Genomic DNA, 25003 nt, shown 5'->3' with positions numbered 1-25003 from the left:
ATCCTACAGCATTTCAATGCTAAAAATGAAAAAATGAAACAAGATTTTTACGAAATATTAGGAATTTCAAAATCTGCAGATGCTGCTGCAATCAAAAAGGCATACCGAAAGAAAGCAATAGAATTTCACCCTGATAAGAATCCGGGAAATAAGGAAGCAGAAGAAAATTTTAAGAAAGCGGCAGAAGCTTATGAAGTTTTGAGCGACCCTCAAAAGAAGGCAAAATACGACCAGTACGGACACCAGGCATTTGACGGAGCCGGAGGTTTTGGTGGCGGAGGTATGAATATGGATGATATTTTCAGCCAGTTCGGAGATATTTTCGGCAGCGCTTTTGGAGCCGGTTTTGGTGGTTTCGGAGGTGGAAACTCGGGCCCGCGAAGAGTGAAAGGAAGCAATTTGAGAATCAAGGTAAAACTGACTTTAGAGGAAATTGCCAATGGTGTTGAGAAAAAGGTAAAGGTCAAAAGAAAAGTACAGGCTAAAGATGCCCATTATAAAACCTGCCCTACCTGTAACGGTCAAGGTCAGGTAATGAGAGTTACCAATACAATTTTAGGAAGAATGCAGTCGGCAACAACCTGTCATACTTGCGGTGGTTCGGGTCAGGTGCTTGAAAGCAAGCCTAAAGATGCGGATGCTCAGGGAATGATTATGGTTGATGAAACCGTTTCTATCAAAATTCCGGCCGGTGTAGTAGACGGAATGCAGTTAAAAGTTTCCAATAAAGGAAATGATGCGCCGGGAAGCAACAGTATACCGGGCGATTTGATTGTTGCAATTGAAGAAGTCGAACACGAATTTTTAAAACGTGAAGGCGAAAACCTGCATCTGGACTTGTATATAAGTTTCCCGGAAGCTGTTTTGGGAGTCACAAGAGATATCGAAGCAGTAAACGGAAAAGTAAGAATCAAATTGGAAGAAGGTATACAGTCAGGTAAGATTCTTCGCCTGAAAGGCAAAGGAATTCCAAGCATCAACGGTTATGGAAATGGTGATTTACTGGTGCATGTAAACGTTTGGACGCCAAAAAATCTGAATAAAGAACAAAAACAATTTTTTGAAAAATCAATTACAGAAGAAAATTTTATCCCAAAACCGGAGAAGAGTGAAAAATCTTTTTTTGAAAAAGTTAAGGATATGTTTTCATAATAATTCAAAAATTTTTATATTTGGAAATTACTAGGCAACTAGTAATTTTCTTTTTCATAGCAATTTTTCCCATCCTTGTGCAAATAGGGGTGGGTTTTTTTTGAAATTCGCATAAATTTTGCCTTCAAATTCCTTATTTTTACAGACTCATGGACCTTTAGGCCCGATTGAAGAAATAAATCCAAAAAAACATAATGAGTAACATACTTGAAGTTAAAAATGTAGTCAAGCAATATGGCGATTATACTGCCTTAAACAATGTTTCGCTACAGGTTCCTAAAGGGAGCATATACGGACTTCTTGGTCCTAATGGCGCTGGGAAAACCTCGCTAATCCGAATTATCAATCAAATAACAATGCCGGATAGCGGCACTGTTTTTTTGGATGGGGAACAATTAAGGCCGGAACACGTTCAGCATATTGGATACATGCCGGAGGAAAGAGGTTTGTACAAAACTATGAAGGTTGGCGAACAGGCACTTTATCTTGCCCAGTTGAAAGGACTTTCAAAAGCGGAAGCTAAAAAGCAGCTGGATTATTGGTTTGACCGACTTGAAATTCAGGGTTGGTGGAATAAAAAAATCCAGGAACTCTCAAAAGGAATGGCTCAAAAAATCCAATTTGTAGTAACCGTTCTGCACAAACCCAAACTTTTGATTTTTGACGAACCTTTTAGCGGTTTTGATCCTGTGAATGCCAATCTGATAAAGGATGAAATTCTGGAACTGAAAAAACAGGGTTCTACAATTATCTTTTCTACTCACAGAATGGAAAGCGTAGAAGAGCTTTGTGATGATATTGCCTTGATTCACCGATCCAATAAACTGATTGAGGGAAAACTGCATGACGTCAAGAAAGAATACAGAACCAATAGTTTCCAGGTAGGGATTATGACTTCAAATGTAGAAGGATTGATGTATCAGCTCACTCAGAAATTTACTGTTGGGCAGACCAGCTTCAAGACGCTCAACGACGATTTAAAACTGGAAGTACAGATTGGAGATTCTTCACCTAATGAATTGCTGAATATCCTGACGCAGATGGGTCAGGTGACACATTTCGTGGAAAAAATACCAAGCGTTAACGATATTTTTATCCAAACAGTAAGCGATAAATAGTTGCGGTTTGAAAGCATTATATCATGCCAAAAATCACTAAATCATAAATCGGAAATCTAAAATCTAAAATGAGCGTATTATCATTAATCATAAAAAGAGAATTTGTTGCAAAGGTTCGTAACAAATCATTTATCGTCATGACTTTCCTCAGCCCTTTGCTTATGGTAGGGCTTGTGGCATTTGTAGCCTATCTGAGTACGATGAAGTCTGATGTCAAGGAAATCGCAATCCATGATGAATCCAATCTTTTTGTCAAGGAATTCAAGAATTCAGACGAATACCATTATCTTGACCGTTCCAATGTCGATTTAAAAGTATTGAAAGACAGTATTATGGCCGAAAAATATGAGGCTGTTTTGTATATTCCGAAAGTGGATGACAATAAAGAACTGTCCAAAAAAATACAGTATATTTCTAATGATAGCCCAAGTCTTTCCTATATAGACGATTTGGAAAGCATTATTGCCCAAAAACTCACAAAATCTAATTTTGAAAAGGCCAATCTCGATACGTTGGCCATCAGGAATGCCGAAGCACAGGTGGACATTAGCCTTGCAAAAGCATCGGGTGAGGAAACAGTAAAAGGACTCAACGAAATCAAGATTTTTATAGGAGCCGCTTTTGGTTACCTTATTATGATGTTCATCATTATTTACGGAAATATGGTGATGAGAAGCGTTATCGAAGAAAAAACCAATCGTATTATTGAAATTATTATTTCATCTGTAAAGCCTTTCAAGCTAATGTTGGGTAAAATTATTGGAACTTCTTTGGCGGGCGTACTGCAATTTGTAATCTGGGCATTGCTTGGAGGAATATTGCTGTTTGTGGCTTCGGTATTTTTAGGGATCAATATAGGAACTTCTCCATCTATGTCTCCTGAAATGATGGCGACGGCTAATGAGGGAATTTCTGGCAACATGCAGCTTTATGTCAATGAATTTAGAAATCTACCAATAGTAACATTGCTGGTTTCGTTTATCGTTTATTTTATTGGAGGTTACTTTTTATACAGCTCCATTTATGCAGCAATTGGTGCTGCCGTTGACAATGAAACCGATTCGCAACAATTCCTTTTGCCAATCATCCTTCCATTAATGCTTGGTGTTTATGTAGGTTTCTTTAGCGTACTGAACGACCCTCATGGAACCGTAGCCACCGTATTCTCATTCATTCCGCTTACCTCGCCAATTGTCATGCTGATGCGAATTCCTTTTGGCGTGCCGTGGTGGCAAATAGTGGTTTCTCTGGTATTGCTGTTCGGAACGTTCTTTTTGGTGGTGTGGTTTGCTTCAAAAATTTATAGAATTGGTATTCTGATGTATGGCAAAAAACCTACCTGGAAAGAACTTTACAAATGGCTTAAATATTAAACGCAAAGTAAAAGATTAAGATATGCCCAAAATATTGATTATAGAAGACGAAGCAGCAATCAGGAGAGTACTCGTGAAGATTCTTTCTGAAGAAAATGATTCGTATGTTGTTGAGGAAGCCGAAGACGGCCAGCAAGGACTTGAAAAAATCAAGAATGATGATTATGACCTGGTGCTTTGCGATATCAAAATGCCTAAGATGGACGGTGTCGAAGTTCTCGAAGCCGTAAAGAAAATCAAGCCTGAAATTCCAATGGTGATGATTTCCGGACATGGCGATTTGGAAACGGCCATCAATACGATGCGTCTCGGGGCTTTTGATTATATTTCAAAACCGCCGGATTTGAACAGGCTTTTGAATACCGTTCGCAATGCGCTTGACAAAAAGAAGCTTGTTGTTGAAAACAAAATATTGAAGAAAAAAGTAAGCAAGAATTATGAAATGATTGGCGACAGCGAAGCCATCAACCATATCAAGCAGATTATTGAAAAAGTAGCCCAGACCGATGCAAGGGTTCTGATTACCGGGCCAAACGGAACCGGAAAAGAGCTGGTAGCACACCAGCTTCATGAAAGAAGCGAACGTTCTGCAGCACCTTTAATTGAAGTGAACTGCGCTGCGATTCCTTCGGAATTAATTGAAAGCGAATTGTTCGGGCATGTTAAAGGAGCCTTTACTTCTGCCGTAAAAGACAGGGCAGGGAAATTTGAAGCAGCAGATAAAGGAACCATCTTCCTTGATGAAATAGGAGATATGAGCCTTTCTGCCCAGGCCAAAGTATTGCGTGCCTTACAGGAAAACATGATCACGAGAGTAGGTGCCGATAAAGATATTAAGGTAGATGTGAGAGTGGTTGCCGCTACCAATAAAGATTTGAAAAAAGAAATCGAGGAAGGCCGTTTCCGTGAAGATTTATACCACAGATTGGCCGTTATTCTGATTAAAGTACCCGCGTTAAATGACAGGCGCGATGACATACCTTTATTAATACACCATTTCACTGAAAAAATAGCCGCTGAACAGGGAAATGCACCTAAACAGTTTTCTGATGAAGCCATAGCACTTTTGAAAGAATATGATTGGACAGGAAACATCAGGGAATTACGAAATGTTGTGGAACGCTTGATTATTCTTGGCGGAAATGAAATTTCTGAAACAGATGTAAAGCTTTTTGCCAGCAAATAACAGCTTCCCTGGGAATGCATTCAGGACGTTATACAATATAAGATGAAATTAAAAAAAATAAACGAAAAGCTTCAAAGAGCTTTGGTTGAAAACGGACTTGTTGAGGCCAATGAAATGCAGCAGGAGACCTTTTCAACCATAAAAAGTGGTGCCGATTGCGTCATTATTGCGCCGGAAAAATCAGGAAAAACGACGACATTGGTCATCAATGTAATCCAACGCCTTGAAAAAGCATTTGAGGAATCTCCCAGAGCCCTGATTGTTGTTGAAAGCAAAGAGAAAATGCTGGAAATGAAACAGCTTTTCGAAAAATTAGGCAATTATACAGACCTTAGGGTATATGGTGTTCATGACAAAGGCGATATTGATTTTGATAAAAACCAGATTTCTTTGGGAATCGATGTTTTGATTGGAACGCCAAACCGTTTGAGCGATATGTTTTCATCAGCAGGATTTGATGTCAACCGCTTGAAAATGTTCATTATTGAAGATACTGATGATTTGCTGCGGTTGCGTTTTGATACCAAACTGGCAAGGATTTCAGAGTCAATGGGCAAAACACAAAGAATTTATTTTTCAGAAAATATCACAGAAAGAGTGGATAGCTTTGCAGACCGGACAATGGTCGAGCCTCTGTTTTTTGAGATGGATGATTGGGAAGAGGAAGAAGAAACAGAATAACACAACTAAAAAAAACAGAAATGGGACTAATGAAAGTATTCTCAGGAGATGAGATTTTGGCAATAGCTTTAAAGACAAAATTGGAAGAAGCAGGTATTGAAACATTAATGCGAAATAACAACCAGTCTGCAATTGTTCTGGGAACAGGAGGCAGTATTGCTGTTGAGATTTTTATTGATGAATCAAAATATGGAAAAGCCGACCCGATAATTACGGATTTCAAAATGAACCTTTAATAATCGGATATGAGGACTTCTATAGAAACCGAAAGATTGCTCATGAGGGAGCTACAGCCTTCAGACGATGTGGGTATGTTTGAACTGGATTCCAATCCGGCAGTTCATACCTATCTTGGAAAAAATCCGGTTACAGATATTGAGCAGGTTCGTGAAGCAATTGCAAATATCCGTCAGCAATATCTGGAAAATGGAATTGGGCGTTGGGCCGTAATCTTAAAAGAAACAGGTGAATTTATTGGCTGGTCCGGTTTGAAATTGAATAAGAATGTCAACGGACACGACACCTATTATGATTTAGGCTACCGTTTTATAGAAAAGCATTGGGGCAAAGGCTACGCCTGTGAAACGGCAAAAGCTTTTGTTGATTTTGGCTTTAATGAAATGAAGCTGGAAAAAATCAATGCCTACGCTGATTTTGATAATTTCGCTTCCCGAAAAGTACTCGAAAAAGCAGGATTACACTTTGTAAATTTCTTTGATGAGGATGGCATTTCGCAAGCCTGGTATGAAATAAAGAACCCGAATAGCTAACTATTCGGGTTCTTCCATTTTTTCAATGATGGCTTGTTCATTTTCCGTAACGGGAATTTTCGGAGTGCTGTCATCTTCTCCCAAAACATAACCCCAGGGTTTCAGTCCGTCGACCCGATCAAAAATGACCTTAAAAATAGCGATAATCGGGATGGATAAAAACATTCCTTTAATACCCCAGATTAATTCTCCCAAAACCAAACCGAGTAACGCAGTAAGTGTGTTTATCTTTACTTTGGAACCTACAATCTTTGGCATGACATAATTGCTGTCAATCAAATGAATCAGAAAGACACTGAAAATAACCAGCAGTACAGACGTAGAATTCATCGTTGAAAATGTCAGCAGGACAGTAAGTATCAGCGAAGTCAGTATGCCAATATAGGGAATGACATTGAAAATTCCTGTAATCAGTCCTAATAAGAAAGCATATTTTATTCCGATAATTTCAAAAGCGGTACATGCCAATACAGAAACAATCAGCATTTGGAGAAAGAGTCCGACTATATATTTCTTGACAATATATTGTATGTTGAAAACAACATCATACACAACGGCAGAGTGTTTTTCCTTGAATAACGAAACCAAAAAAGTGAGTAATAACCGGCGGTGGAGTAATATAAAAAAGGTATATAAAAAAATAAATACCAAAAAAAGCATAACCGACGAAACAGACAATAAGGTCTGTCCCAATATAGAGGTTCCTTTGCTTAAAGCCTCTGTTGTGGCAGAATTGATATAGCTGATTTGTTCGTGATTGTCAATATTAAAAGTGTCTGAAATCCAATCCTGCAAAGTAGTAGATGTGGCCAAAAGTTGTTCTTTAAAGGCCGGAAGGTCATTGGTCAGGTCGCTCAATTGATTCAAAAGCAGATAGGCTATGGATGTGATGGCGAGTACCAAAGCAAGCAATACGGTAGCCGATGATAACGAACGGGGAAACTTCCAACGTTTTTCTAAAAAGTTAGCAAAAGGGAGTAGTAATAAGGAAAATAAAAAAGCAAAAATAAGCGGTGCCAGTAGGGTCTCCCCAATAATAGCCAGATAGAACAGGCAGATGATGGAAACCAGAACATGGGCAAGCCGCGTATAAAAAGGTGTAGTTTTAGACATTAGTAAAATCTTTACTATAAATATAAGTCAATTAATTTTGAATTCTCTATCAGTATTACCAGTTTTTTCAGATTGCCTAATTCCTTAATTGCGTTATCTTTGCACCTTCAAAAATCCGGGAGGCGGATTTAGCAATCAATTTCATAGCATATCAGATGATTACAGTAAACGATATTTCAGTACAGTTTGGAGGCACCACGCTTTTCAGCGATGTTACTTTTTCCATAAATGAAAATGACAAAATAGCCCTTATGGGTAAAAATGGAGCCGGAAAATCAACGCTTCTAAAAATAATAGCGGGCCAAAACAAACCGTCCGGAGGAAATATCTCTGCACCAAAAGATGCTGTGATTGCCTATCTTCCGCAACATTTGCTCACTAAAGATGAAACAACGGTTATGGAGGAAACTTCAAAAGCGTTTAGCGGAATCTTTAAGATGAAGGCTGAAATCGACGAACTGAACGAACAACTGACAATCCGTACCGATTACGAGTCTGACGATTATATGAAACTCATTGAAAGGGTTTCTGATTTGAGCGAGAAATATTATGCCATTGAAGAAATCAATTACGAAGCGGAAGTAGAGAAAATCCTGATGGGATTAGGCTTCGTAAGAGAAGATTTCACACGCCTGACTTCTGAATTTTCAGGAGGTTGGAGAATGCGTATCGAACTGGCTAAAATCTTATTGCAAAAACCGGATCTGATATTGCTGGATGAGCCTACAAACCATATGGATATCGAATCTATCCAATGGTTGGAAGATTTTCTTATCAATTCTGCAAAAGCAGTAGTGGTCATTTCGCACGACAGGGCTTTTGTCGATAACATTACCAACCGTACGATTGAAGTAACAATGGGAAGGATTTATGACTATAAAGCCAAGTATTCCCAATATCTGGAATTGAGAAAAGACAGGAGAGCACATCAGCTGAAAGCTTATGAAGAACAGCAGAAGATGATTGCAGAAAATATGGAATTCATCGAGCGTTTTAAAGGAACCTATTCCAAAACATTACAGGTACAATCGCGTGTGAAAATGCTTGAAAAATTAGTGCCTGTTGAAGTTGATGAGGTTGATAATTCTGCTTTGCGATTGAAATTCCCTCCATCCGTACGTTCTGGACAATATCCTGTAGTCGTTAAGGATTTGTCGAAATCATATGGCGACCATGTGGTGTTTAAGGATGCCAATATCGTAATCGAAAGAGGAGAGAAGGTAGCCTTTGTGGGAAAAAATGGGGAAGGAAAATCAACCATGATTAAGGCAATCATGAAGGAAATAGGCATAGACAGCGGTGCGGTTGAAATAGGGCACAATGCACAAATTGGCTATTTCGCCCAAAACCAGGCTTCTTTATTAGACGAAAATGCTACTATTTTTGAAACTATTGACAGCATAGCCGTTGGTGAAATCCGTACACAGATTAAAAATATTCTGGGTGCTTTTATGTTTAGCGGTGATGACACGACTAAAAAAGTAAAAGTGCTTTCGGGCGGTGAAAAAACACGTCTGGCGATGATTAAACTATTGCTGGAACCGGTAAACCTTTTGATTCTGGATGAGCCATCCAACCATCTTGATATGAAAACAAAAGATATTATCAAAGATGCACTTCGCGATTTTGACGGAACCTTGATTCTGGTATCCCACGACCGTGATTTTCTTGACGGACTGGCCACAAAAGTCTTTGAATTTGGAAACAAAAGAGTGAAGGAACATTTTGAGGATATTACCGGATTCCTGGCCCATAAAAAGATGGAGAGCCTTAGAGAAATTGAGAAATAATAATAAAAAACCGATAGCCCAGCTATCGGTTTTTTTATTTTACTACTCTATGCCAAAAGAGCTGGTATTTAATTCTTTCTTCCAGTCTTCTCCAAATTTTCCCGACAAATAGGCAAATACATGATGATTGTACAGTTTGTAATAATCAAAATCTCTTGTGGCTACACAACCCGAATCATGATAACGGATGCCGTATTTTTCCTGAAACACTAAATCTTCTTTTTTGATTACAGAAACAATTCCTCCTTGAAGATAAATAGTAATGCTATTACTTTTAAGGTCATTTTCAAAATTGGTTTTGGCAGACATGGCAGCGTATTTTGTGCATCCGATTTCATTTTGTTTCTGGCCAAATGCAAGTGGCGAAATTAACAGTACGATTATATAAATATACTTTTTCATCTTGCTTTATTTTACACTATCCACCAATCGGATAAACTCGGCCTTATAGCCTTCCTCATCATTAGATAATCCTTCTTTTGCCAGTTTCTTGATGTCGTTTAAAGATTTATTCGGAATCAGGTTTGAATCTCGTAGTTTTAATCCAAACCATGCGACTGCGGCAGAAAATTTAAAATCATTGGAAGCGGCATTCAATGGGATAGATTTATTCCCGACAACATTTGTCAATTCAATACTTTTTTCACCATCAGGTTTTTTATACCGGAATTTTATGGTTGCCAGCTCATCATTGTAGGATGTATTGTTTTCCTGGGCGTTTGTGTATTTTAAGTCGGGTGTTTTACCAGCAAACTCACTTTTTACTCCAACAGGAATAATCTCATATAAAGCCGTAACGGTGTGGCCGCTTCCTAATTCGCCGGCATCAATAGCATCATTGGTAAAATCTTCGGTTTTTAATTTTCGTTTTTCATAACCAATCAGGCGATAGGACTGAACGTGTTTTGGATTAAACTCAATTTGGATTTTTACGTCTTTGGCAATGGCGAAAAGCGTACCCTTGAATTCTTTTCCCAAAAAGCGGTTGGCTTCCTGAATATTGTCTATATACGCATGGTTTCCGTTTCCTTTATTGGCTAGGGTCTGCATTTTACTGTCTTTATAATTTCCCATGCCATAACCCAGGCAGGTAAGGAAAACACCCGATTTTCTTTTTTCTTCGATAAGTGTTTCCATGTCGGCATTGGATGATTTTCCAACATTAAAATCACCGTCGGTTGCCAGAATAACCCTGTTGTTTCCGTTTTTGATAAAATTTTCCTGAGCTGTTTTATACGCCAGTTCAATTCCTTCACCACCGGCTGTACTACCACCAGCATTTAGTTTCTCCAAAGCATCAATAATGGTCTTTTTGTCGTCTCCGGAAGTAGGAGGTAAAACCATCCCGGCAGCTCCGGCATACACTACAATAGAAACCTTATCCTCTTTTCTCAGTTCATTAACCAGAATTTTTAGTGACTGTTTTAGCAATGGCAACTTGTTCTCTTCATCCATAGAGCCGGAAACATCAATCAAAAAGACTAAATTGGAAGCCGGTAGCTTTTCAGTTGGGATAATTTTTCCCTGCAACCCTATTTTCAATAATTTGTGTTTCGGATTCCATGGTGCATCGCTGTATTCTGTTTGTATAGAAAACGGGTCTTCTCCTTTTGGCTGTTCATAGCTGTATTTAAAGAAGTTGACCATTTCTTCAACACGCACTGCATTTTTTGGTACTTCCTGGCCATTATTGATAAATCGGCGGATGTTGGTATAAGAGGCATTATCCACGTCAATCGAAAAAGTAGAAAGCGGTTCGCTCTTAGGATTTTCAAACGGATTTTCAACAAACGGATTATAGTCTTCTGTATGTTCATCCGTTCTATAAACGTCGGTATTTTTCTTTTGTTTTAATTCCCGAAGTTTTTTTCTTAATTCTCTTTTAGAAAGTTTTTGATTAGTACCATTTTTAGTCTTAATTACGATTACTCCATTAATACCCCTATTGCCATAAATAGCTGTTGCCGAAGCATCTTTTAAAACAGTGATTTCTTCAATATTGTTTTGAGCGAGCTTTCTCAAACCTTCTTCATCCACAGGCATGCCATCTACAATATACAATGGCTCATTATTGTCATTAACAGATCCATTACCTCTAATAACAATAGAGGTGTCTCCGCCGGGTTGTCCGCTTCCGGTACCTATGTTCAAACCGGCTACTGCCCCTTGTAACGATTGGATGGTAGGATTACCGTTTTTGTCTCCATCTCTATAAAGTTTGTTATCCGTTGAATTATTTTGAGCGATATACCCATTTGCAAAAGAAGCTGTTGGAGCCAATTCCACTTCTTTTTTAGACCTGCGTCTTGATTCATTTAATTTTACTGTGGCTGATGATTTTGTTCTTTTTGTAGATGTATATCCGGTTACAATTACTTCGCTAAGCATTCCGGAGCTTTCTGATAGCGCAATATCCAATCTGGATTTATCTTTAACGGAAACAGTTGTTGGTTGATAGCCAACAAAAGAAAAAGCCAGTTGTTCGTTTGGATTAACCGCAATGCTATATTTCCCGTCAAAATCAGTTTGAGTGCCGCGGGTTGTTCCTTTAACAACTACATTAACGCCAGGCAAAGGCAAATTTTGACCGTCAACTACGGTTCCTATTACATTTTTTTCATTTGTAACCGGATCGGTTTTAGTTTCGGCAACAATAATTTTTGCCTCTTTAAGTGTTTCTGCTTTTGGCTCGGCCTGTGTTATTTCTACCTCGGCTATTTCTGCAGCTTTACTATAGACTTCCTCTGTTTCTTTGGTGTCTTCAGCAACTGCCACAGCATCATCTGTTTTTATACTGACAGCCTTACTTTTAATAATTTTAGAAGTTTTAGTTTCTGTCTTTTCAGGTTTTACAGTAATATCAGAATTGTCAACAACGGCTTCTTTTTCAGAATTAGAAATCGTGTTTTCTTTTTCCTGGGTTACAATAGGATTTTTTGGAGTGTCGATTGTAGTTTCGTCTGTTTTTAGAAATTGATAGCCTAAAGAAAAGAACAGAAGAAGCGAAGCAGCAATCCCGATTTTTTTCCAAAGCACTATTGTTTTTTTATCGTCTTTCTTATCCAGCTTTTCTTCAACACGGTTCCAGACTTTTTCCATAGCCGGAAAGTCTTTCGTCTCTGCCTTTTTTGAGGCATCTTTGAATTGTTCGAATATTTTATCTTGATTTTCCATCACTATTTTGCTTTTTGATAATAAAGGTTATTGACCAGTTCTTTTAGTTTGGTCTTCGCGACATTCAGTTGTGATTTAGACGTTCCTTCTGAAATATCAAGCGTTTTGGCAATCTCTTTGTGAGAATAGCCCTCAATGGCAAAAAGGTTGAAAATGGTTCGGCATCCTTCGGGAATAAAATTCAATAGGTTAAGCAGATCTTCTTCCTCCAGATCGGTCATGTGATTTGTAATCGGCTGTGAAATGATTTTCACGTCGTCAAGATACATGTTGAAGTTGATGTTTTTCTTAAGCGACAGTAAGCATTGATTGACCGCAATTTTTCTGGCCCAGGCTTCAAAAGCCCGGACTTCTTTCAATTGTTCGATTTTCGTGAAAATAGTGTAAAAAGCATCGGCCAACGCTTCTTCTATTTCTTCCTCTTTTTTCAGGTACCGCTTGCAAGTCCGGTACAGCTTAGGAGCCAAAAGCTCATACACCTGACGCTGTGCGTCCCGTTGCATTTTTCTGCAGGCTGTAATTAGTTTTTCGTCTATCACAATAAATGTCTTTCCTGTATAGAGAGAGAAAAAGATAAAAAGGTTGGAATGAGGTGGGAAAATTTTTGATTTATGATGTAAGATATAAGATATAAGATATAAGATTTACCTACCTAAAATCTAAAATCTCAAATCTAATATCACTTATCCAAAGTAAGCTTATATATATCCGACTTCAAATCGTCATTGTCTTTATCCTCACAAAGCAAAAATTCAATGGTCTTATCGTTTTCTTTGTAAACCGTCAGTCCTTCAAATTTGTGGGTGTCGGTTATCTTTTGGGTAAAATCTATTTTCATTTTTTCAATGTCCAGTCTGCCAATAAATGTTCCCAGAACGGCACCGTCGTCATAAGTTGACTTGGTGTTTTCGACAGTCGCTAAAAAGTAAATTTTTCCATCAACGCGAACAGCATCGGTAAAAGAACTCTGTATGCCTTTTATTTTGGGTAGCTTATAAGAATTATATAAAACAGAAAAATCATCTGTCAGGTTATTTCCGCCAATAGTAAAGATTCCGTTTTTACCCGAAGCACCGTTGCCTCTGTTAAAAAGAAACCAGTTTTCACCATTGTAAACAGCACCTTCAATATTAAAATCTTCCGGTTTTGTATTTCCAAAACTTTGCATGACCAGATAGAGGTCGGTCAAATCGGTTTCTTTAATTTTTTCCTTTTTGTCTACATCAAAATGTATCATCCTGTTTCGGTTTTCGGTAGAACCGGAACCAAAAATATAGCAATCTTCACCAAAGCCGGCAATAGATTCAAAATCGGGCTTTTGGGCTTTAGGAATATTTTCAGCAGGTGTGCCTGTTGGCATTTCTATGATTTTGTGCGATTCCAGACTTTTACTATCCATATTGTATTCATAGAGCACACTGCTGTTATCGGAAATTATGAAAAGCGAATTGTCTCTAAAAACTAATCCTGAGGCGGAACCTATTCCGATAATCTGAAATAATAATTCAAGCTTAAATTTTTGCATGGTCTGTGTTTCTTTGAAGAAGTATTGAAAATGTGGTTTGGAAATAAATTTACAGTTAGAACGCGGATTCTTAGGATAAATATATACATTTATGTAAAATAATATCCTATGAGAACGATAAATACAGACGATTTTAAAATTACCGGCCCAACAAAACTATCAGACCTGCCTACGTTTATAGACCTCAAAGCTACAAAAGACAAAATAAAGGATGCTCTTGATGAGACGCGTGAAGCCTTAAGTGATTTGCAGGATAAAATGTACGCCCATAACCGTTACAGTGTTCTGGTTTGTCTTCAGGGAATGGACACTTCCGGCAAGGACAGCCTGATTCGGGAAGTTTTTAGGGAATTTAATGCAAGGGGAGTAGTGGTGCATAGTTTTAAAACGCCTACTTCTGCCGAACTGGAACACGACTATTTATGGAGGCATTATATTGCATTGCCTGAAAAAGGAAAGTTTGCTGTGTTTAACAGGACACATTATGAAAATGTTCTGGTCACGCGGGTCCATCCGGAATATATCCTAAACGAAAATCTGCCTGGAATTGAAGCTGTTGAAGATATTCCGAAAGATTTTTGGAAAAAGCGAATGAAGCAAATAGCCCATTTCGAGAATCATATAGCTGAAAATGGAACGATTGTTTTGAAGTTTTTCCTGCATTTGAGCAAGGAAGAACAAAGACAGCGTCTTTTAAGGCGACTTGAAAAAGAAAAGCACAACTGGAAATTTTCGCCCGGCGATTTAAAAGAAAGAAGCTTCTGGGATGATTATCAACGCTATTATGAAGAAGCCATTAATGAAACATCTAAAGAAAAAGCACCTTGGTATGTAATACCGGCAGATGATAAGGATACCTGTCGTTTGCTTTTGGCAAAAGTAATATGGGACGTTTTGTCACAGCACAAAGACATAAAATATCCTGAATTGGAAGACAAGGTCAAAGACAATATGTCGTTTTATAAAAACGAACTGGCCAATGAACGCTAAAAATAAAAAAGCCTTGATAATTCAAGGCTTTTTTTATATAAAAAATTAAAGTCTAAATCCGTAGGCCAGACGTAATGCCAATTGGCCGACTCCTTCGCCATTTTCTCTTGGAAAATCATTATAGTATTCATAACGAATGCTGGCATCAAAGTATTTATTGGCATAACCAATTCCAGGTGATAGTAATAAGCTGGTCTTATCATAATCATTAGTTACAGGAATGGCGGCTCCAAGTTCGCCAAGCACATAAAAACGATTTTCCCAAACAAAAGCTTTAAAACCGGCTTTGGCAGGAATGAAACCCAAATCAGGAATATCATCTCCTATAAACAAATTGGTAAATCCGGTAGTAAACGTAATCGAATACCTTTGATTCAGGTCGTACTGGATTCGGGCATCGGCTCCTAATGAAAAATCATAAGGGTCATCAAAAATAAAACCTCCGTTAATTCCAAACCCTAAACGAAACCCTTGGTCATAATTTTCAGTAGCGCCAATTGCAGAAGTGGTTTCCTGGGCCGACATAGTAGCTGTCGTTAGAACCGTAGAGCAAAGTAAAAATAAGCCGGTAATTGATTTCAAAATTTTCATAGATCAGGTTTTAAAAGTTATTACTATAAATTTAACAATAATAACGCCACTCCTCCAAATGTTAATTTTTAAAATATTGTTAAAAGGTTAATATCCTGATAAGGCTTTGATTGCAAGTGAATTGTAATATTTATGAAATTTTTCCTAAAAAAATTAAATATTTTTAAAAGTGTGGAATTGTAGGATATGGTGCTATCTTTGCCACACAATTTTCTACACAATCGTGAACTTACAACAATACACCAAAGAATTTTCATATAACCTGAAATTAGCTTACCCTATTATTTTGGGTATGCTTGGCCATACACTAATAGGAATAGTCGATAATATAATGGTAGGCAAATTGGGTGCTGCCGAATTAGCTGCCGTTTCACTTGGAAACAGCTTTATTTTTATTGCAATTTCCTTAGGTATTGGTTTCTCGACAGCCATTACGCCTATCATTGCGCAGGCTGATGCAGAAAAGGATAATATAAAGATAAGGTCGGCTTTTCACCACGGTTTATTTTTGTGTGGCATCTTAGGGCTCACATTGTTTGGCGTTATCGTATTGGCAAAGCCGCTAATGTATTATATGGGGCAACCGGATGAAGTTATTGCTTTGGCAAAGCCGTATATTGATTGGGTCGCTTTTTCTTTAATCCCGATGGTTATTTACCAGGGATACAAACAATTTGCAGACGGGCTTTCAATGACAAAATATTCGATGTATGCCATTATTATGGCTAATGTTGTGCACGTGGTGTTGAACTACCTGCTCATATATGGAATATGGTTTTTTCCACGTATGGGCATTATTGGGGCGGCGCTGGGAACAGTTATTTCCAGAATTATGATGGTGGTGTTTATGCACATCATTTTATCTAAAAATGAAAAGCTGACTGCCTATTTCCAAAATTTCAGTTTTCAGGAACTTAAAAAATCCATGCTTAAAAAAATCATCGGTCTTGGATTGCCTTCGGCCATGCAGATGTTTTTTGAGGTAGCACTTTTCACAGCTGCTATCTGGCTTTCGGGGTCTTTGGGTAAAATCAGCCAGGCCGCCAACCAGATTGCTTTAAGTTTAGCTTCGGCAACTTTTATGTTTGCGATGGGATTGAGCGTAACCGCCATGATTCGTGTGAGCAACCAGAAAGGATTGAAAGACTATAAAAAACTGCTGGTAGTTGCCCGTTCGATTTTTCTTCTGGCAATTATAATTGAGGTCGTATTTGCAATAGGATTTGTACTTTTCCATCAATTCTTACCGCATTTGTTCCTCAATATGGAAAATAGCGCCTTGCTTATTGACAATGAAGAAGTAATAGCTATTGCTGCCAAACTATTACTGGTGGCTGCCGTGTTCCAGATTTCTGACGGAATACAGGTAGTAGTATTAGGAGCATTAAGAGGACTCCAGGATGTAAAAGTGCCAATGTATATTACATTTGCCGCCTATTGGGTTGTCGGATTCCCGGTTTCGTACTATTTAGGAAAACATACAGACCTTAAGGCAACAGGAATATGGATAGGTCTTCTGGCAGGTTTGACTGTTGCAGCGGTATTTTTGTATATTCGCTTTAATTATCTCACAAAAAAAATGATAAAAGAGGCTACTGTCGAAACAGCAATCTGAAATCATAAATCATAAATCAAAAATCCAAACAATATGGAACTACCAAAATTTTTATTAGGCGACAATACTGATTTCCCGGATGATATCTTTGTTATCCATATGGACTATCCAAGGTTTATTATTAATCTGAAAGACGATGAAGTTGAGTTTCTGGAAGAAGCAGAAGACCTTGACGAAGGGGAATTAAATCAGGTAATGGAAGGCCTGATTACAGAAGCAAATGAGTTTTATGACAGGGAAGTGGGGAGATATGAGGAATAGGGAATAGTTGAAAGTTGAAAGTTGAAAGTGGATAGTTTTGTGAGTTTGATAAATAAATATGTTTAGTCGAATATATTTATGATAGCATCCGAAATCAAAAATCTGAAATCAAAAATCCCAGATTAAACTAACGAAAATACTTTTCCAACAAAACAGAAGCGGCGGCAAACGGTGAAATTTCATTGTCATGCACCGCTTTTTTATTTTCTTCAAGCAGGCTCTTTATTTCCGGATGCTCAAAGAAATGGGTTTTCAGTTGTTCATTAATTGTTTCCATTAGCCAATGCTGATTCTGGTCTTTTCTTCTTTCATTAAAATAATCGTTACCTTTTGTAAGTGTCAGATATTCTGAAATCATTTCCCAGATTTCGGCAATGCCGTCATGTGTAATAGCGCTGCAAGTGGTGACTTTAGGCTGCCAACCTGAGCTTTTTGCCGGAAACAGATGCAATGCTCTATTAAATTCGGTCTTGGCCATTTTGGCTTTTTTGATGTTGTCACCATCTGCTTTGTTGATGACTATGGCATCTGCCATTTCCATAATGCCTCTTTTGATGCCCTGAAGTTCATCACCGGCGCCAGCTATTTTCAAAAGCAGGAAGAAATCTACCATACTGTGAACGGCAGTTTCGCTTTGTCCCACGCCAACAGTTTCAATAATGATGGTATCAAATCCGCAGGCTTCGCATAAAATAATGGTTTCACGCGTTTTCCTGGCCACACCACCAAGCGTTTCTCCAGAAGCCGAAGGCCTGATGTAGGCATTTTCGTCCTTGACGAGTTCTTCCATACGGGTTTTGTCGCCTAAGATACTTCCATGTGATATGGTACTGCTGGGATCAACTGCCAATACGGCCACTTTTTTACCGGTTGCAGTTAGATAACGGCCAAAGGCTTCAATAAAAGTACTCTTGCCGACACCAGGAACTCCCGTAATCCCGATTCTAACCGAATTATTGGCATGCGGAAGACAGGCCTGGATGATTTCATTGGCTTTTTCAAGATGTTTGGGTTGTGTGCTTTCCACCAAAGTTATAGCACGGCTCAACGAAATTTTATCACCTTTTAAAATCCCGTCAATTAATTCTTGTGCTGAAGGTTGCTTCTTTCGGAATTGTATGATTTGGGCAACTGAATTTTTACCAACGCTTTCGGGTTGGCTGATTCCTTCTTTTTCTTTTAGCGCAGATTTATGTGGACCGGATTTAGACACTATAGCAATTTTGAAAGGTAAAAGTAATGAAAACAAAAACAGTTTCAAAAAGACGAGGCTTAAAGAAACTGTTTTTGGGTATTGAATTGCGAAGTGTTAATAGGCAGCCGTGAATCGGACCTGATGATGTTTTGGGTTTTCAATTTCGTCAGCAATGACAACAGCCAAATCTTCTGCTGATAAGATGCTTCTCTGGTTATCATCAAAAACAGGATTATCCAAACCAAGACGGTAGTTACCGGTTCTTCCGGTTGTGATTCCCTGGTGCATTTCAAAAGCCGGGCTAAAAAAGGCCCAGTCCAGCTCTTTTTCTTCTTTAAGAATGTTGAGGTAATCTCGGGCAGCACTTGCTCCGGCGTGATATTCTTTTGGAAAATCGGGAGTATCTACAGCCTGTAACCCGGGAGCTACAAAAAGGCTTCCGGCTCCTCCAATAGTAATAAATCTTTTTACACCAGAAAGCTTTACAGCTTCCTGTATCGCTTTAGAGCCTGCTATAAAATCATCATAGATATTCGGGTTGGTCCATCCGGAATTATAGGCACTTACAACGGCATCATGTCCTTTTAAGATTTGCGCCAATTCCTGAATATTGAATATGTCTGCTGCAACATATTTTACATTTTGGATGTCGGAATTTTTCCCGTTTCTTGAAATTGCTGTTATTTCATGATGACGGTTGGCCAGTTCGGCGGTAATTTTTGAGCCTACAAATCCAGTGGCTCCAATAATTGCGATTTTCATAATAGTATATGTTTTAAAAGTAATAAAAAAAGTTACAGTTTAGTTTAAAAAAATAGCTAGAACTTATCTGAGAATTCATTCAGTGAAATCGTGCCTAATTGCTTGATGATTTTATCGTTAATATCTTCATATAGTTCGTCCAATTTTTTATTGATGTTTTTTCCAACCGGACAATCCGGATTTGGGTCATTTTTAGAATAGCCCAAAGTCACTTTCTCAAAAGTCATCCTGAAAATGTCATCAAGGTTAATCTTCGCAGCAGGTTTTAATAATTTTGTCCCGCCATTTTTTCCTTCTTTGCTTTCTACAATATTGTGTTTTTTGAGGTTGGCAATTTCTTTTCGAATCAGTACCGGATGCAGGTTCATGCTCCCTGCCAGGAATTCTGAGGAAAGATATTCGTCAGGAAACTTAGACAGAAGGGTCAGGATATGAAGCGTTATTGCAAACTTGCCGGAAATCATACTGTAATAAAATATGTTACAAATTTATAACGATTTTATTTCTTAACAAATATTTTGGCTTTTTTTTATGATTTCGGGATGACTGATAAATTGTAGGTAATGCCGTAAATTTGCACTGTTTTCATCAATCAAAAAAACAAAAGACGGGATAGGTCTTAAACCTCCGTAATTTGAATATAAAAATGGATAGTATTATCTTGTTGTTTTTGTGCCTGCTGGTAGGATTTGTACTGCAAAGAGCTAAAAATTTTCCGGCGAATTCGCATCAGGTATTGAACCAGTTCGTGATTTATATTTCATTGCCGGCTCTGGCATTATTCTATATTCCTAAGATTGAAATCAGTTCCAAACTTTTATTTCCATTGGGAATAGCTTGGCTGGGATTTTTATTTTCTTTTCTGTTTTTTTCGGTATTGGGAAGTTATTTCAAATGGTCCAGAAAATTAGTGGGTTGCCTTATTCTGATGGGTGGTTTAGGAAATACGGCTTTTGTTGGTTTTCCCGTAATAGAGGCTTTATATGGCAAAGAAGGAATGGAAACGGCTATAATTGTAGACCAGCCCGGTACGTTCGTAGTCATGGCAACTTTAGGGATTATTGTAGCATCACTCTATTCAAGAGGTACACCAAATCCCAAAGAAATTGTTTCAAAAATTTTGCTTTTTCCTCCTTTTCTGGCCTTTTTTGCAGCTTTACTGATGAATGTCTTGCATGCCGATTTTAATGAAAACCTACAATTGGTTTTTCAGCGATTGGGAAGTACGGTAACACCAATAGCCCTTGTAGCGGTAGGTTTACAGATAAAAATACAGGAAAAAAGCAGGCATTGGAATTTTTTGGTTTTGGGATTGTTTTTCAAACTGATGATTACTCCGGCATTTTTTTATGTCTTATATAAAATAATTTTTAACGGAAACGGAATCGAAACAGATGTTGCGATATTGGAGTCGGCTATGGCACCTATGATTACAGCATCAATCATTGCTTCAAATTATGGGCTCAAACCTAAGCTCAGCAGTATGATGATTGGCATTGGTATTCCGCTTTCGTTTATAACATTGGCCTTTTGGTATTGGGTTTTAATTACTTTTTAAAAAAATATGAAAGCAACAGATTTGAATTTTCAAGCTCAGGATAATAAGGAAGTAGCACAAAAAACGGTCTATTCCATTCTTTTCTCTATAGCTTTTGCACATATGCTGAATGATTTGCTTCAGGCAGTTATTCCATCCGTTTATCCCATATTAAAAGAAAGCTATAAGCTGTCATTTACGCAGATAGGACTGATTACTTTTGCCTATCAGATGGCAGCTTCAATCCTGCAGCCGTTTGTAGGGTTTTATACAGATAAAAAGCCACAGCCTTATTCGCAGATTTACGGAATGCTTTTTACCTTATCAGGAATTATCCTGCTGTCTTATGCCTCGAATTTTTATGTCATCATACTTTCGGTAATTCTGGTAGGGATAGGTTCCTCCATTTTCCATCCGGAAGCTTCCCGAATTTCATTTCTGGCTTCAGGAGGTAAACGCGGACTGGCACAGTCGGTTTTTCAATTAGGAGGAAATGCCGGTACGGCTATAGGGCCTTTATTGGTGGCGTTGCTGGTAGTGCCAAATTCCCAGCGCTATATTTTGTTTTTCGTGATAATTGCCACTCTGGCATTGTTAGTTCTGGGCAGGATTGCACGCTGGTATGATAATCATCTTACTTTAAGAGCTAAGAAAAAAATAGAAGTCATTTTGCCGGATTTGTCAAAAAACAGGATTGTCCTGACTGTCATCATTTTGCTGGTATTAATCTTTTCGAAGTTTTTCTACATGGCCAGCATGTCCAGTTATTTTACGTTCTATCTGATTGAAAAATTTAATGTCTCTGTTCAGGATGCCCAATTCCACCTTTTCCTGTTTTTGGCTTCCTGTGCTTTAGGAACATTGTTAGGAGGACCGTTAGGCGATAAGTTTGGTCGAAAATATGTCATCTGGTTTTCGGTTCTGGGAGCGGCTCCGTTTGCGTTATTCCTGCCTTATGCCGATTTGTTTTGGACCGGTATTTTGTCTGTGGTTATAGGAATCATCATTTCTTCTGCTTTTCCCGCAATTCTGGTATATGCACAAGAACTACTGCCTAAAAAACTGGGCATGGTTTCCGGCCTTTTTTATGGTTTTGCTTTCGGAATGGGCGGGCTTGGGTCGGCATTGTTAGGCTACACGGCAGACCATATTGGAATTGAAGCAGTATATAAAATTTGTGCTTATTTGCCACTAATTGGAATTATTGCCTTATTCCTTCCAAACCTCAAGAAGAAAAAGTAAGCTGTCTGCCATTTTTATCTTGTTAATTTTTTGTAAATTTATAGGGCGTGAAACCCATAAATTACAGCTATTATGATGAAAATTTTTAGCACGGCTCAAAACAAGAATCTTTCCAATATCATGCTTTTTGTTGTGAGAGCTACGGTGAGCAGCTTTATGCTGGTGCATGGTGTGGAAAAATTTGATACGCTTTATGCAGGTGGGCCGTTTGAATTTCCAGATCCTTTGGGAGTAGGCCCGGCAGCATCGCTATCATTGGCGGTATTTGCCGAAGTTTTGTGTTCGGGATTGCTATTGGTCGGATTTGCAACACGCCTGGTAACGATTCCGCTGATTATCACGATGTATTTTGCGGTTTTCGTAATTCACGGATCGCACGGTTTTGAAAAACAGGAACTGGGCGGATTGTATCTTCTGATTTATGTCCTTTTACTGGTAACAGGAAGCGGAAAGTACTCCGTAGATCATTTTATTTATAAAAGAACCAGACCCGAAAAACCTTAATTTTATTTGTGACAAAAACCCTTTTGCGGCATTATAAAGCAATCAAATAAATAGTATTTTTGAATTCTTAATGATTTTGAAATTGCTATCATGAAAACCGAACTGCTTTCCAAAGAAGTAATCAGCAGGCTACAGCAAATTGTTGGCCCGTCTTTTCTTTTTTTAGATGAAGAAACCCGAAATAATTATGGGCGTGACGAAACCGAAGATTATGTCTTTCCTCCGGGTGTAGTGCTGAAACCTGCTTCTGCCGAAGAAATTTCGGCTATCCTAAAGCTGGCTAATGAATATAAAATTCCCGTAACTCCAATTGGAGGTAAAACAGGATTGAGTGGTGGCGCTTTGAGTATTCATCAGGGTATTGGACTTTCGATGGAACGTTTCAATAAAATCCTTCATATTGACGAGCAGAATCTTCAGGTTATGGTTGAGCCGGGTGTAGTAACGCAGACGCTGCAGGAAGCCGTTCTGGAAAAAGGATTGTTTTATCCGCCAGACCCGAGCAGTCGCGGTAGCTGTTTTATTGGCGGAAACGTTGCCGAAAATGCCGGTGGAGCAAGAGCTGTAAAGTATGGCGTAACCAAAGATTATGTTTTGAACCTTGAAGTGGTATTGCCAACAGGAGAGATTGTGTGGACAGGAGCGAATACGCTAAAAAATTCAACAGGCTATAATCTGACGCAATTAATGGTTGGCAGTGAAGGCACATTAGGTGTTATTACCAAAATTGTGATGAAGCTGTTGCCTAAAAATGCGCATAATGTGCTAATGCTTGTTCCGTTTTTTAATTCCAGCCAGGCTTGTGAAGCGGTGGCACAGATTTTTAAGGCCGGAATAACACCAAGCGCTTTGGAATTTATGGAGCGTGACGCTATTGACTGGACATTGCGTTTTATCGATGGTGTGAGTCTGAACATTAAAGATGAGGTTGAGGCGCATTTGTTGATTGAAGTCGATGGAAATTATCCGGACGTGCTGTTTTCTGAAGCCGAAAAAATTACAGAGGTTCTGGAACAATTTGCCATTGATGAAATTCTTTTTGCAGATTCCGAAGACCAGAAAAATGCATTATGGAAATTGAGAAGAGCGGTGGCAGAAGCCGTAAAATCGAATTCGGTTTATAAGGAAGAAGATACGGTTGTGCCACGATATGAACTTCCAAGGCTTTTGGAAGGTATAAAATCTATCGGAAATAAATATGGCTTTAAGTCGGTTTGTTATGGCCATGCGGGCGATGGCAACCTCCATGTGAATATAGTCAAGGGTGATATGTCTGATGAAGACTGGAAGACTGAAATTCCGAAAGGAATCCGTGAGATTTTTGAACTGACGGTTTCCCTCAAAGGAACCTTGTCAGGCGAACATGGTATTGGTTATGTGCAGAAAAACTACATGGATATTGCTTTTTCACCAACGCAATTGTTATTGATGAAGAACATTAAAAATTGTTTTGACCCGAATAATATTTTAAATCCTGGCAAAGTATTACCGGATTCTATATAAAAAAGAGCTTTATTTGAAGCTCCTTTTTTATTATATGTTAGCCGATTTTGCTTTTCTGCATCAAATCTAACTATTTATCTGTTTTGTTGCTATTTTTATTTCCTTTAAATCATTAATCGATAATGAGGAAATGTTCCTGTGCAACATTCTGTGACAATTCGAACAGACAAGTGCTAAGTCTTCGATTTGTGTTGTTAGGCTGCTATCATAAGTTGATATTGGTTTTATATGATGGCATTCTATAAATCCCTTACCTAGTTCGCCAAATTCTGACTCAAAACTAAAATTACAAACCTCACAGCGCAATTCCCCCGTTTTTTGTAAGATATCTTTTTTCTTGAAATTAACTATTTTAGAGTTTCGCTCTCTATATTTATGTAATCGATAAAGTACTTGGCCTTCTTGTACAAAATCTAATATACTCTCTTCATCATTTTCTATATATTTTAGCTCTGAATTTAGTTTCTCGTTCTGTGCAATACCTTTTATTGCATTAGAAATTTTTATGAGTCTTTGTCTGTCATTATAGAATTCATCAAAGATTTTTTTATCTAGTTTACTATAGGAAGACATCCCCCTTCCATGATACTTTGGATCTAAAGCTAGAAAATTAGACATTTTTAAACTTACACCGTTTGGATTTCTGAATTTTTCTGAATCAGGTTTTACCTCAAAAAAAGGAAGCATATTTAATAAGTTTGACAATTCAATAATATTAGGGTTTCGAGAGTCGATGGAACCTCGGTACGGATCAAGATATAGATTTAATGCCAATATTATTTCATCTCTGTGCCATTTTGGATTTCTCATGTTGATAAGTGGGAGTTAGTAGTCAACGTAAAATACAATCTAAATTTTATATGGCTTAAATTCAAGATGGCTTAAAGTTATAAAAAAAATACTAATGCGTTTGAGCATTAG

The 25003-nt window shown here is 38.1% G+C and carries 25 protein-coding genes; 15 read left to right on the top strand and 10 right to left on the bottom strand.

Translation table 11 applies throughout. The features are described 5' to 3' along the window. Positions 1-33: 33 nt before the first annotated feature. The 7 genes from dnaJ to BGO88_RS05780 all read left to right on the top strand — a co-directional run bounded on the left by dnaJ (position 34) and on the right by BGO88_RS05780 (position 6280). Positions 34-1152, top strand: coding sequence for a molecular chaperone DnaJ (gene dnaJ / locus BGO88_RS05810; protein ID WP_056069715.1), 1119 nt, complete (start codon positions 34-36; stop codon positions 1150-1152). 194 nt (positions 1153-1346) lie between these two features. Then, positions 1347-2270 (top strand): ABC transporter ATP-binding protein, encoded by a 924-nt coding sequence (locus tag BGO88_RS05805; RefSeq protein ID WP_286706262.1) that lies wholly within the window; start codon positions 1347-1349, stop codon positions 2268-2270. Between the two features lie 68 nt (positions 2271-2338). Further along, positions 2339-3643: an ABC transporter permease gene (locus BGO88_RS05800; protein ID WP_273239124.1), complete on the top strand. Its 1305-nt coding sequence runs from the start codon at positions 2339-2341 to the stop codon at positions 3641-3643. 22 nt (positions 3644-3665) lie between these two features. After that, complete coding sequence (locus BGO88_RS05795; protein ID WP_056069722.1) at positions 3666-4829, top strand: sigma-54-dependent transcriptional regulator; 1164 nt, start codon at positions 3666-3668, stop codon at positions 4827-4829. Between the two features lie 42 nt (positions 4830-4871). After that, positions 4872-5510, top strand: a complete 639-nt coding sequence (locus tag BGO88_RS05790; RefSeq protein ID WP_056069726.1) for a DEAD/DEAH box helicase — start codon at positions 4872-4874, stop codon at positions 5508-5510. A gap of 20 nt (positions 5511-5530) precedes the next feature. Then, on the top strand, positions 5531-5746 hold the full coding sequence (locus tag BGO88_RS05785; RefSeq protein WP_056071373.1) for a putative signal transducing protein: 216 nt from the start codon (positions 5531-5533) through the stop codon (positions 5744-5746). A 9-nt stretch (positions 5747-5755) separates the two neighbouring features. Continuing rightward, positions 5756-6280 carry a GNAT family N-acetyltransferase gene (locus BGO88_RS05780; protein WP_273239128.1) on the top strand — a complete coding sequence of 175 codons (525 nt, stop codon included), beginning with the start codon at positions 5756-5758 and terminating at the stop codon, positions 6278-6280. Here the strand turns inward: BGO88_RS05780 and BGO88_RS05775 are convergent, their stop codons facing one another. Beyond that, positions 6281-7393 (bottom strand): AI-2E family transporter, encoded by a 1113-nt coding sequence (locus tag BGO88_RS05775; protein WP_286706261.1) that lies wholly within the window; start codon positions 7391-7393, stop codon positions 6281-6283. 155 nt (positions 7394-7548) lie between these two features. Between BGO88_RS05775 and BGO88_RS05770 the strand changes: the two genes are divergently transcribed. After that, a complete protein-coding gene (locus BGO88_RS05770) occupies positions 7549-9183 on the top strand; it encodes an ABC-F family ATP-binding cassette domain-containing protein (RefSeq protein ID WP_101471552.1) in 1635 nt (544 codons plus the stop codon). 42 nt (positions 9184-9225) lie between these two features. Here the strand turns inward: BGO88_RS05770 and BGO88_RS05765 are convergent, their stop codons facing one another. The 4 genes from BGO88_RS05765 to BGO88_RS05750 all read right to left on the bottom strand — a co-directional run bounded on the left by BGO88_RS05765 (position 9226) and on the right by BGO88_RS05750 (position 13882). After that, on the bottom strand, positions 9226-9585 hold the full coding sequence (locus BGO88_RS05765; protein ID WP_286706260.1) for an FEKKY domain-containing protein: 360 nt from the start codon (positions 9583-9585) through the stop codon (positions 9226-9228). 6 nt (positions 9586-9591) lie between these two features. Further along, entirely contained in the window at positions 9592-11790 is a 2199-nt protein-coding gene (locus BGO88_RS05760) for a vWA domain-containing protein (RefSeq protein WP_502686501.1), read from the bottom strand. 569 nt (positions 11791-12359) lie between these two features. Then, positions 12360-12860 (bottom strand): RNA polymerase sigma factor, encoded by a 501-nt coding sequence (locus BGO88_RS05755; protein ID WP_273239236.1) that lies wholly within the window; start codon positions 12858-12860, stop codon positions 12360-12362. A gap of 176 nt (positions 12861-13036) precedes the next feature. Next, positions 13037-13882 carry a DUF6929 family protein gene (locus BGO88_RS05750; protein ID WP_286706259.1) on the bottom strand — a complete coding sequence of 282 codons (846 nt, stop codon included), beginning with the start codon at positions 13880-13882 and terminating at the stop codon, positions 13037-13039. 108 nt (positions 13883-13990) lie between these two features. Here BGO88_RS05750 and BGO88_RS05745 point away from each other — a divergent pair, with 108 nt between their 5' ends. Next, positions 13991-14872, top strand: a complete 882-nt coding sequence (locus BGO88_RS05745) for a PPK2 family polyphosphate kinase (RefSeq protein WP_286706258.1) — start codon at positions 13991-13993, stop codon at positions 14870-14872. 45 nt (positions 14873-14917) lie between these two features. On the opposite strand, the gene BGO88_RS05740 is transcribed toward BGO88_RS05745, so the two are convergent. Next, positions 14918-15463 carry a hypothetical protein gene (locus BGO88_RS05740; protein ID WP_056069745.1) on the bottom strand — a complete coding sequence of 182 codons (546 nt, stop codon included), beginning with the start codon at positions 15461-15463 and terminating at the stop codon, positions 14918-14920. A 223-nt stretch (positions 15464-15686) separates the two neighbouring features. On the opposite strand from BGO88_RS05740, the gene BGO88_RS05735 reads away from it, so the two are divergent. Continuing rightward, positions 15687-17078 (top strand): MATE family efflux transporter, encoded by a 1392-nt coding sequence (locus tag BGO88_RS05735; RefSeq protein ID WP_286706257.1) that lies wholly within the window; start codon positions 15687-15689, stop codon positions 17076-17078. Positions 17079-17111: 33 nt separating this feature from the next. Further along, positions 17112-17339: a DUF8828 family protein gene (locus tag BGO88_RS05730; RefSeq protein WP_056069751.1), complete on the top strand. Its 228-nt coding sequence runs from the start codon at positions 17112-17114 to the stop codon at positions 17337-17339. Between the two features lie 127 nt (positions 17340-17466). Here BGO88_RS05730 and meaB read toward each other — a convergent pair whose 3' ends face one another. From meaB to BGO88_RS05715, 3 genes are all read right to left on the bottom strand, one after another. Then, the gene (gene meaB, locus BGO88_RS05725; protein ID WP_273239141.1) at positions 17467-18552 is read right to left on the bottom strand and encodes a methylmalonyl Co-A mutase-associated GTPase MeaB; all 1086 of its coding nucleotides are present in this window, start codon (positions 18550-18552) and stop codon (positions 17467-17469) included. A 96-nt stretch (positions 18553-18648) separates the two neighbouring features. Next, the gene (locus tag BGO88_RS05720; protein WP_286706256.1) at positions 18649-19296 is read right to left on the bottom strand and encodes an NAD(P)-dependent oxidoreductase; all 648 of its coding nucleotides are present in this window, start codon (positions 19294-19296) and stop codon (positions 18649-18651) included. A 56-nt stretch (positions 19297-19352) separates the two neighbouring features. Further along, on the bottom strand, positions 19353-19760 hold the full coding sequence (locus BGO88_RS05715; RefSeq protein WP_286706255.1) for an Rrf2 family transcriptional regulator: 408 nt from the start codon (positions 19758-19760) through the stop codon (positions 19353-19355). Positions 19761-19942: 182 nt separating this feature from the next. Here BGO88_RS05715 and BGO88_RS05710 point away from each other — a divergent pair, with 182 nt between their 5' ends. The 4 genes from BGO88_RS05710 to BGO88_RS05695 all read left to right on the top strand — a co-directional run bounded on the left by BGO88_RS05710 (position 19943) and on the right by BGO88_RS05695 (position 24082). Beyond that, on the top strand, positions 19943-20854 hold the full coding sequence (locus tag BGO88_RS05710; RefSeq protein ID WP_286706254.1) for an AEC family transporter: 912 nt from the start codon (positions 19943-19945) through the stop codon (positions 20852-20854). A 6-nt stretch (positions 20855-20860) separates the two neighbouring features. Then, a complete protein-coding gene (locus tag BGO88_RS05705; protein WP_101471561.1) occupies positions 20861-22075 on the top strand; it encodes an MFS transporter in 1215 nt (404 codons plus the stop codon). Between the two features lie 72 nt (positions 22076-22147). Continuing rightward, on the top strand, positions 22148-22579 hold the full coding sequence (locus tag BGO88_RS05700) for a DoxX family protein (RefSeq protein ID WP_101471562.1): 432 nt from the start codon (positions 22148-22150) through the stop codon (positions 22577-22579). Between the two features lie 90 nt (positions 22580-22669). Further along, on the top strand, positions 22670-24082 hold the full coding sequence (locus BGO88_RS05695) for an FAD-binding oxidoreductase (RefSeq protein ID WP_286706253.1): 1413 nt from the start codon (positions 22670-22672) through the stop codon (positions 24080-24082). A gap of 66 nt (positions 24083-24148) precedes the next feature. Here the strand turns inward: BGO88_RS05695 and BGO88_RS05690 are convergent, their stop codons facing one another. Further along, positions 24149-24892, bottom strand: a complete 744-nt coding sequence (locus tag BGO88_RS05690) for an HNH endonuclease (protein ID WP_286706252.1) — start codon at positions 24890-24892, stop codon at positions 24149-24151. Positions 24893-25003 lie beyond the last annotated feature (111 nt).

Origin of the sequence: Flavobacterium sp. 38-13, from assembly GCF_001899155.1 — a bacterium.
GTDB classification, from domain to species: domain Bacteria; phylum Bacteroidota; class Bacteroidia; order Flavobacteriales; family Flavobacteriaceae; genus Flavobacterium; species Flavobacterium lindanitolerans.
The sequence above is the reverse complement of the archived record's forward strand: the minus strand, read 5'-3'. Positions and strand labels throughout refer to the sequence as shown.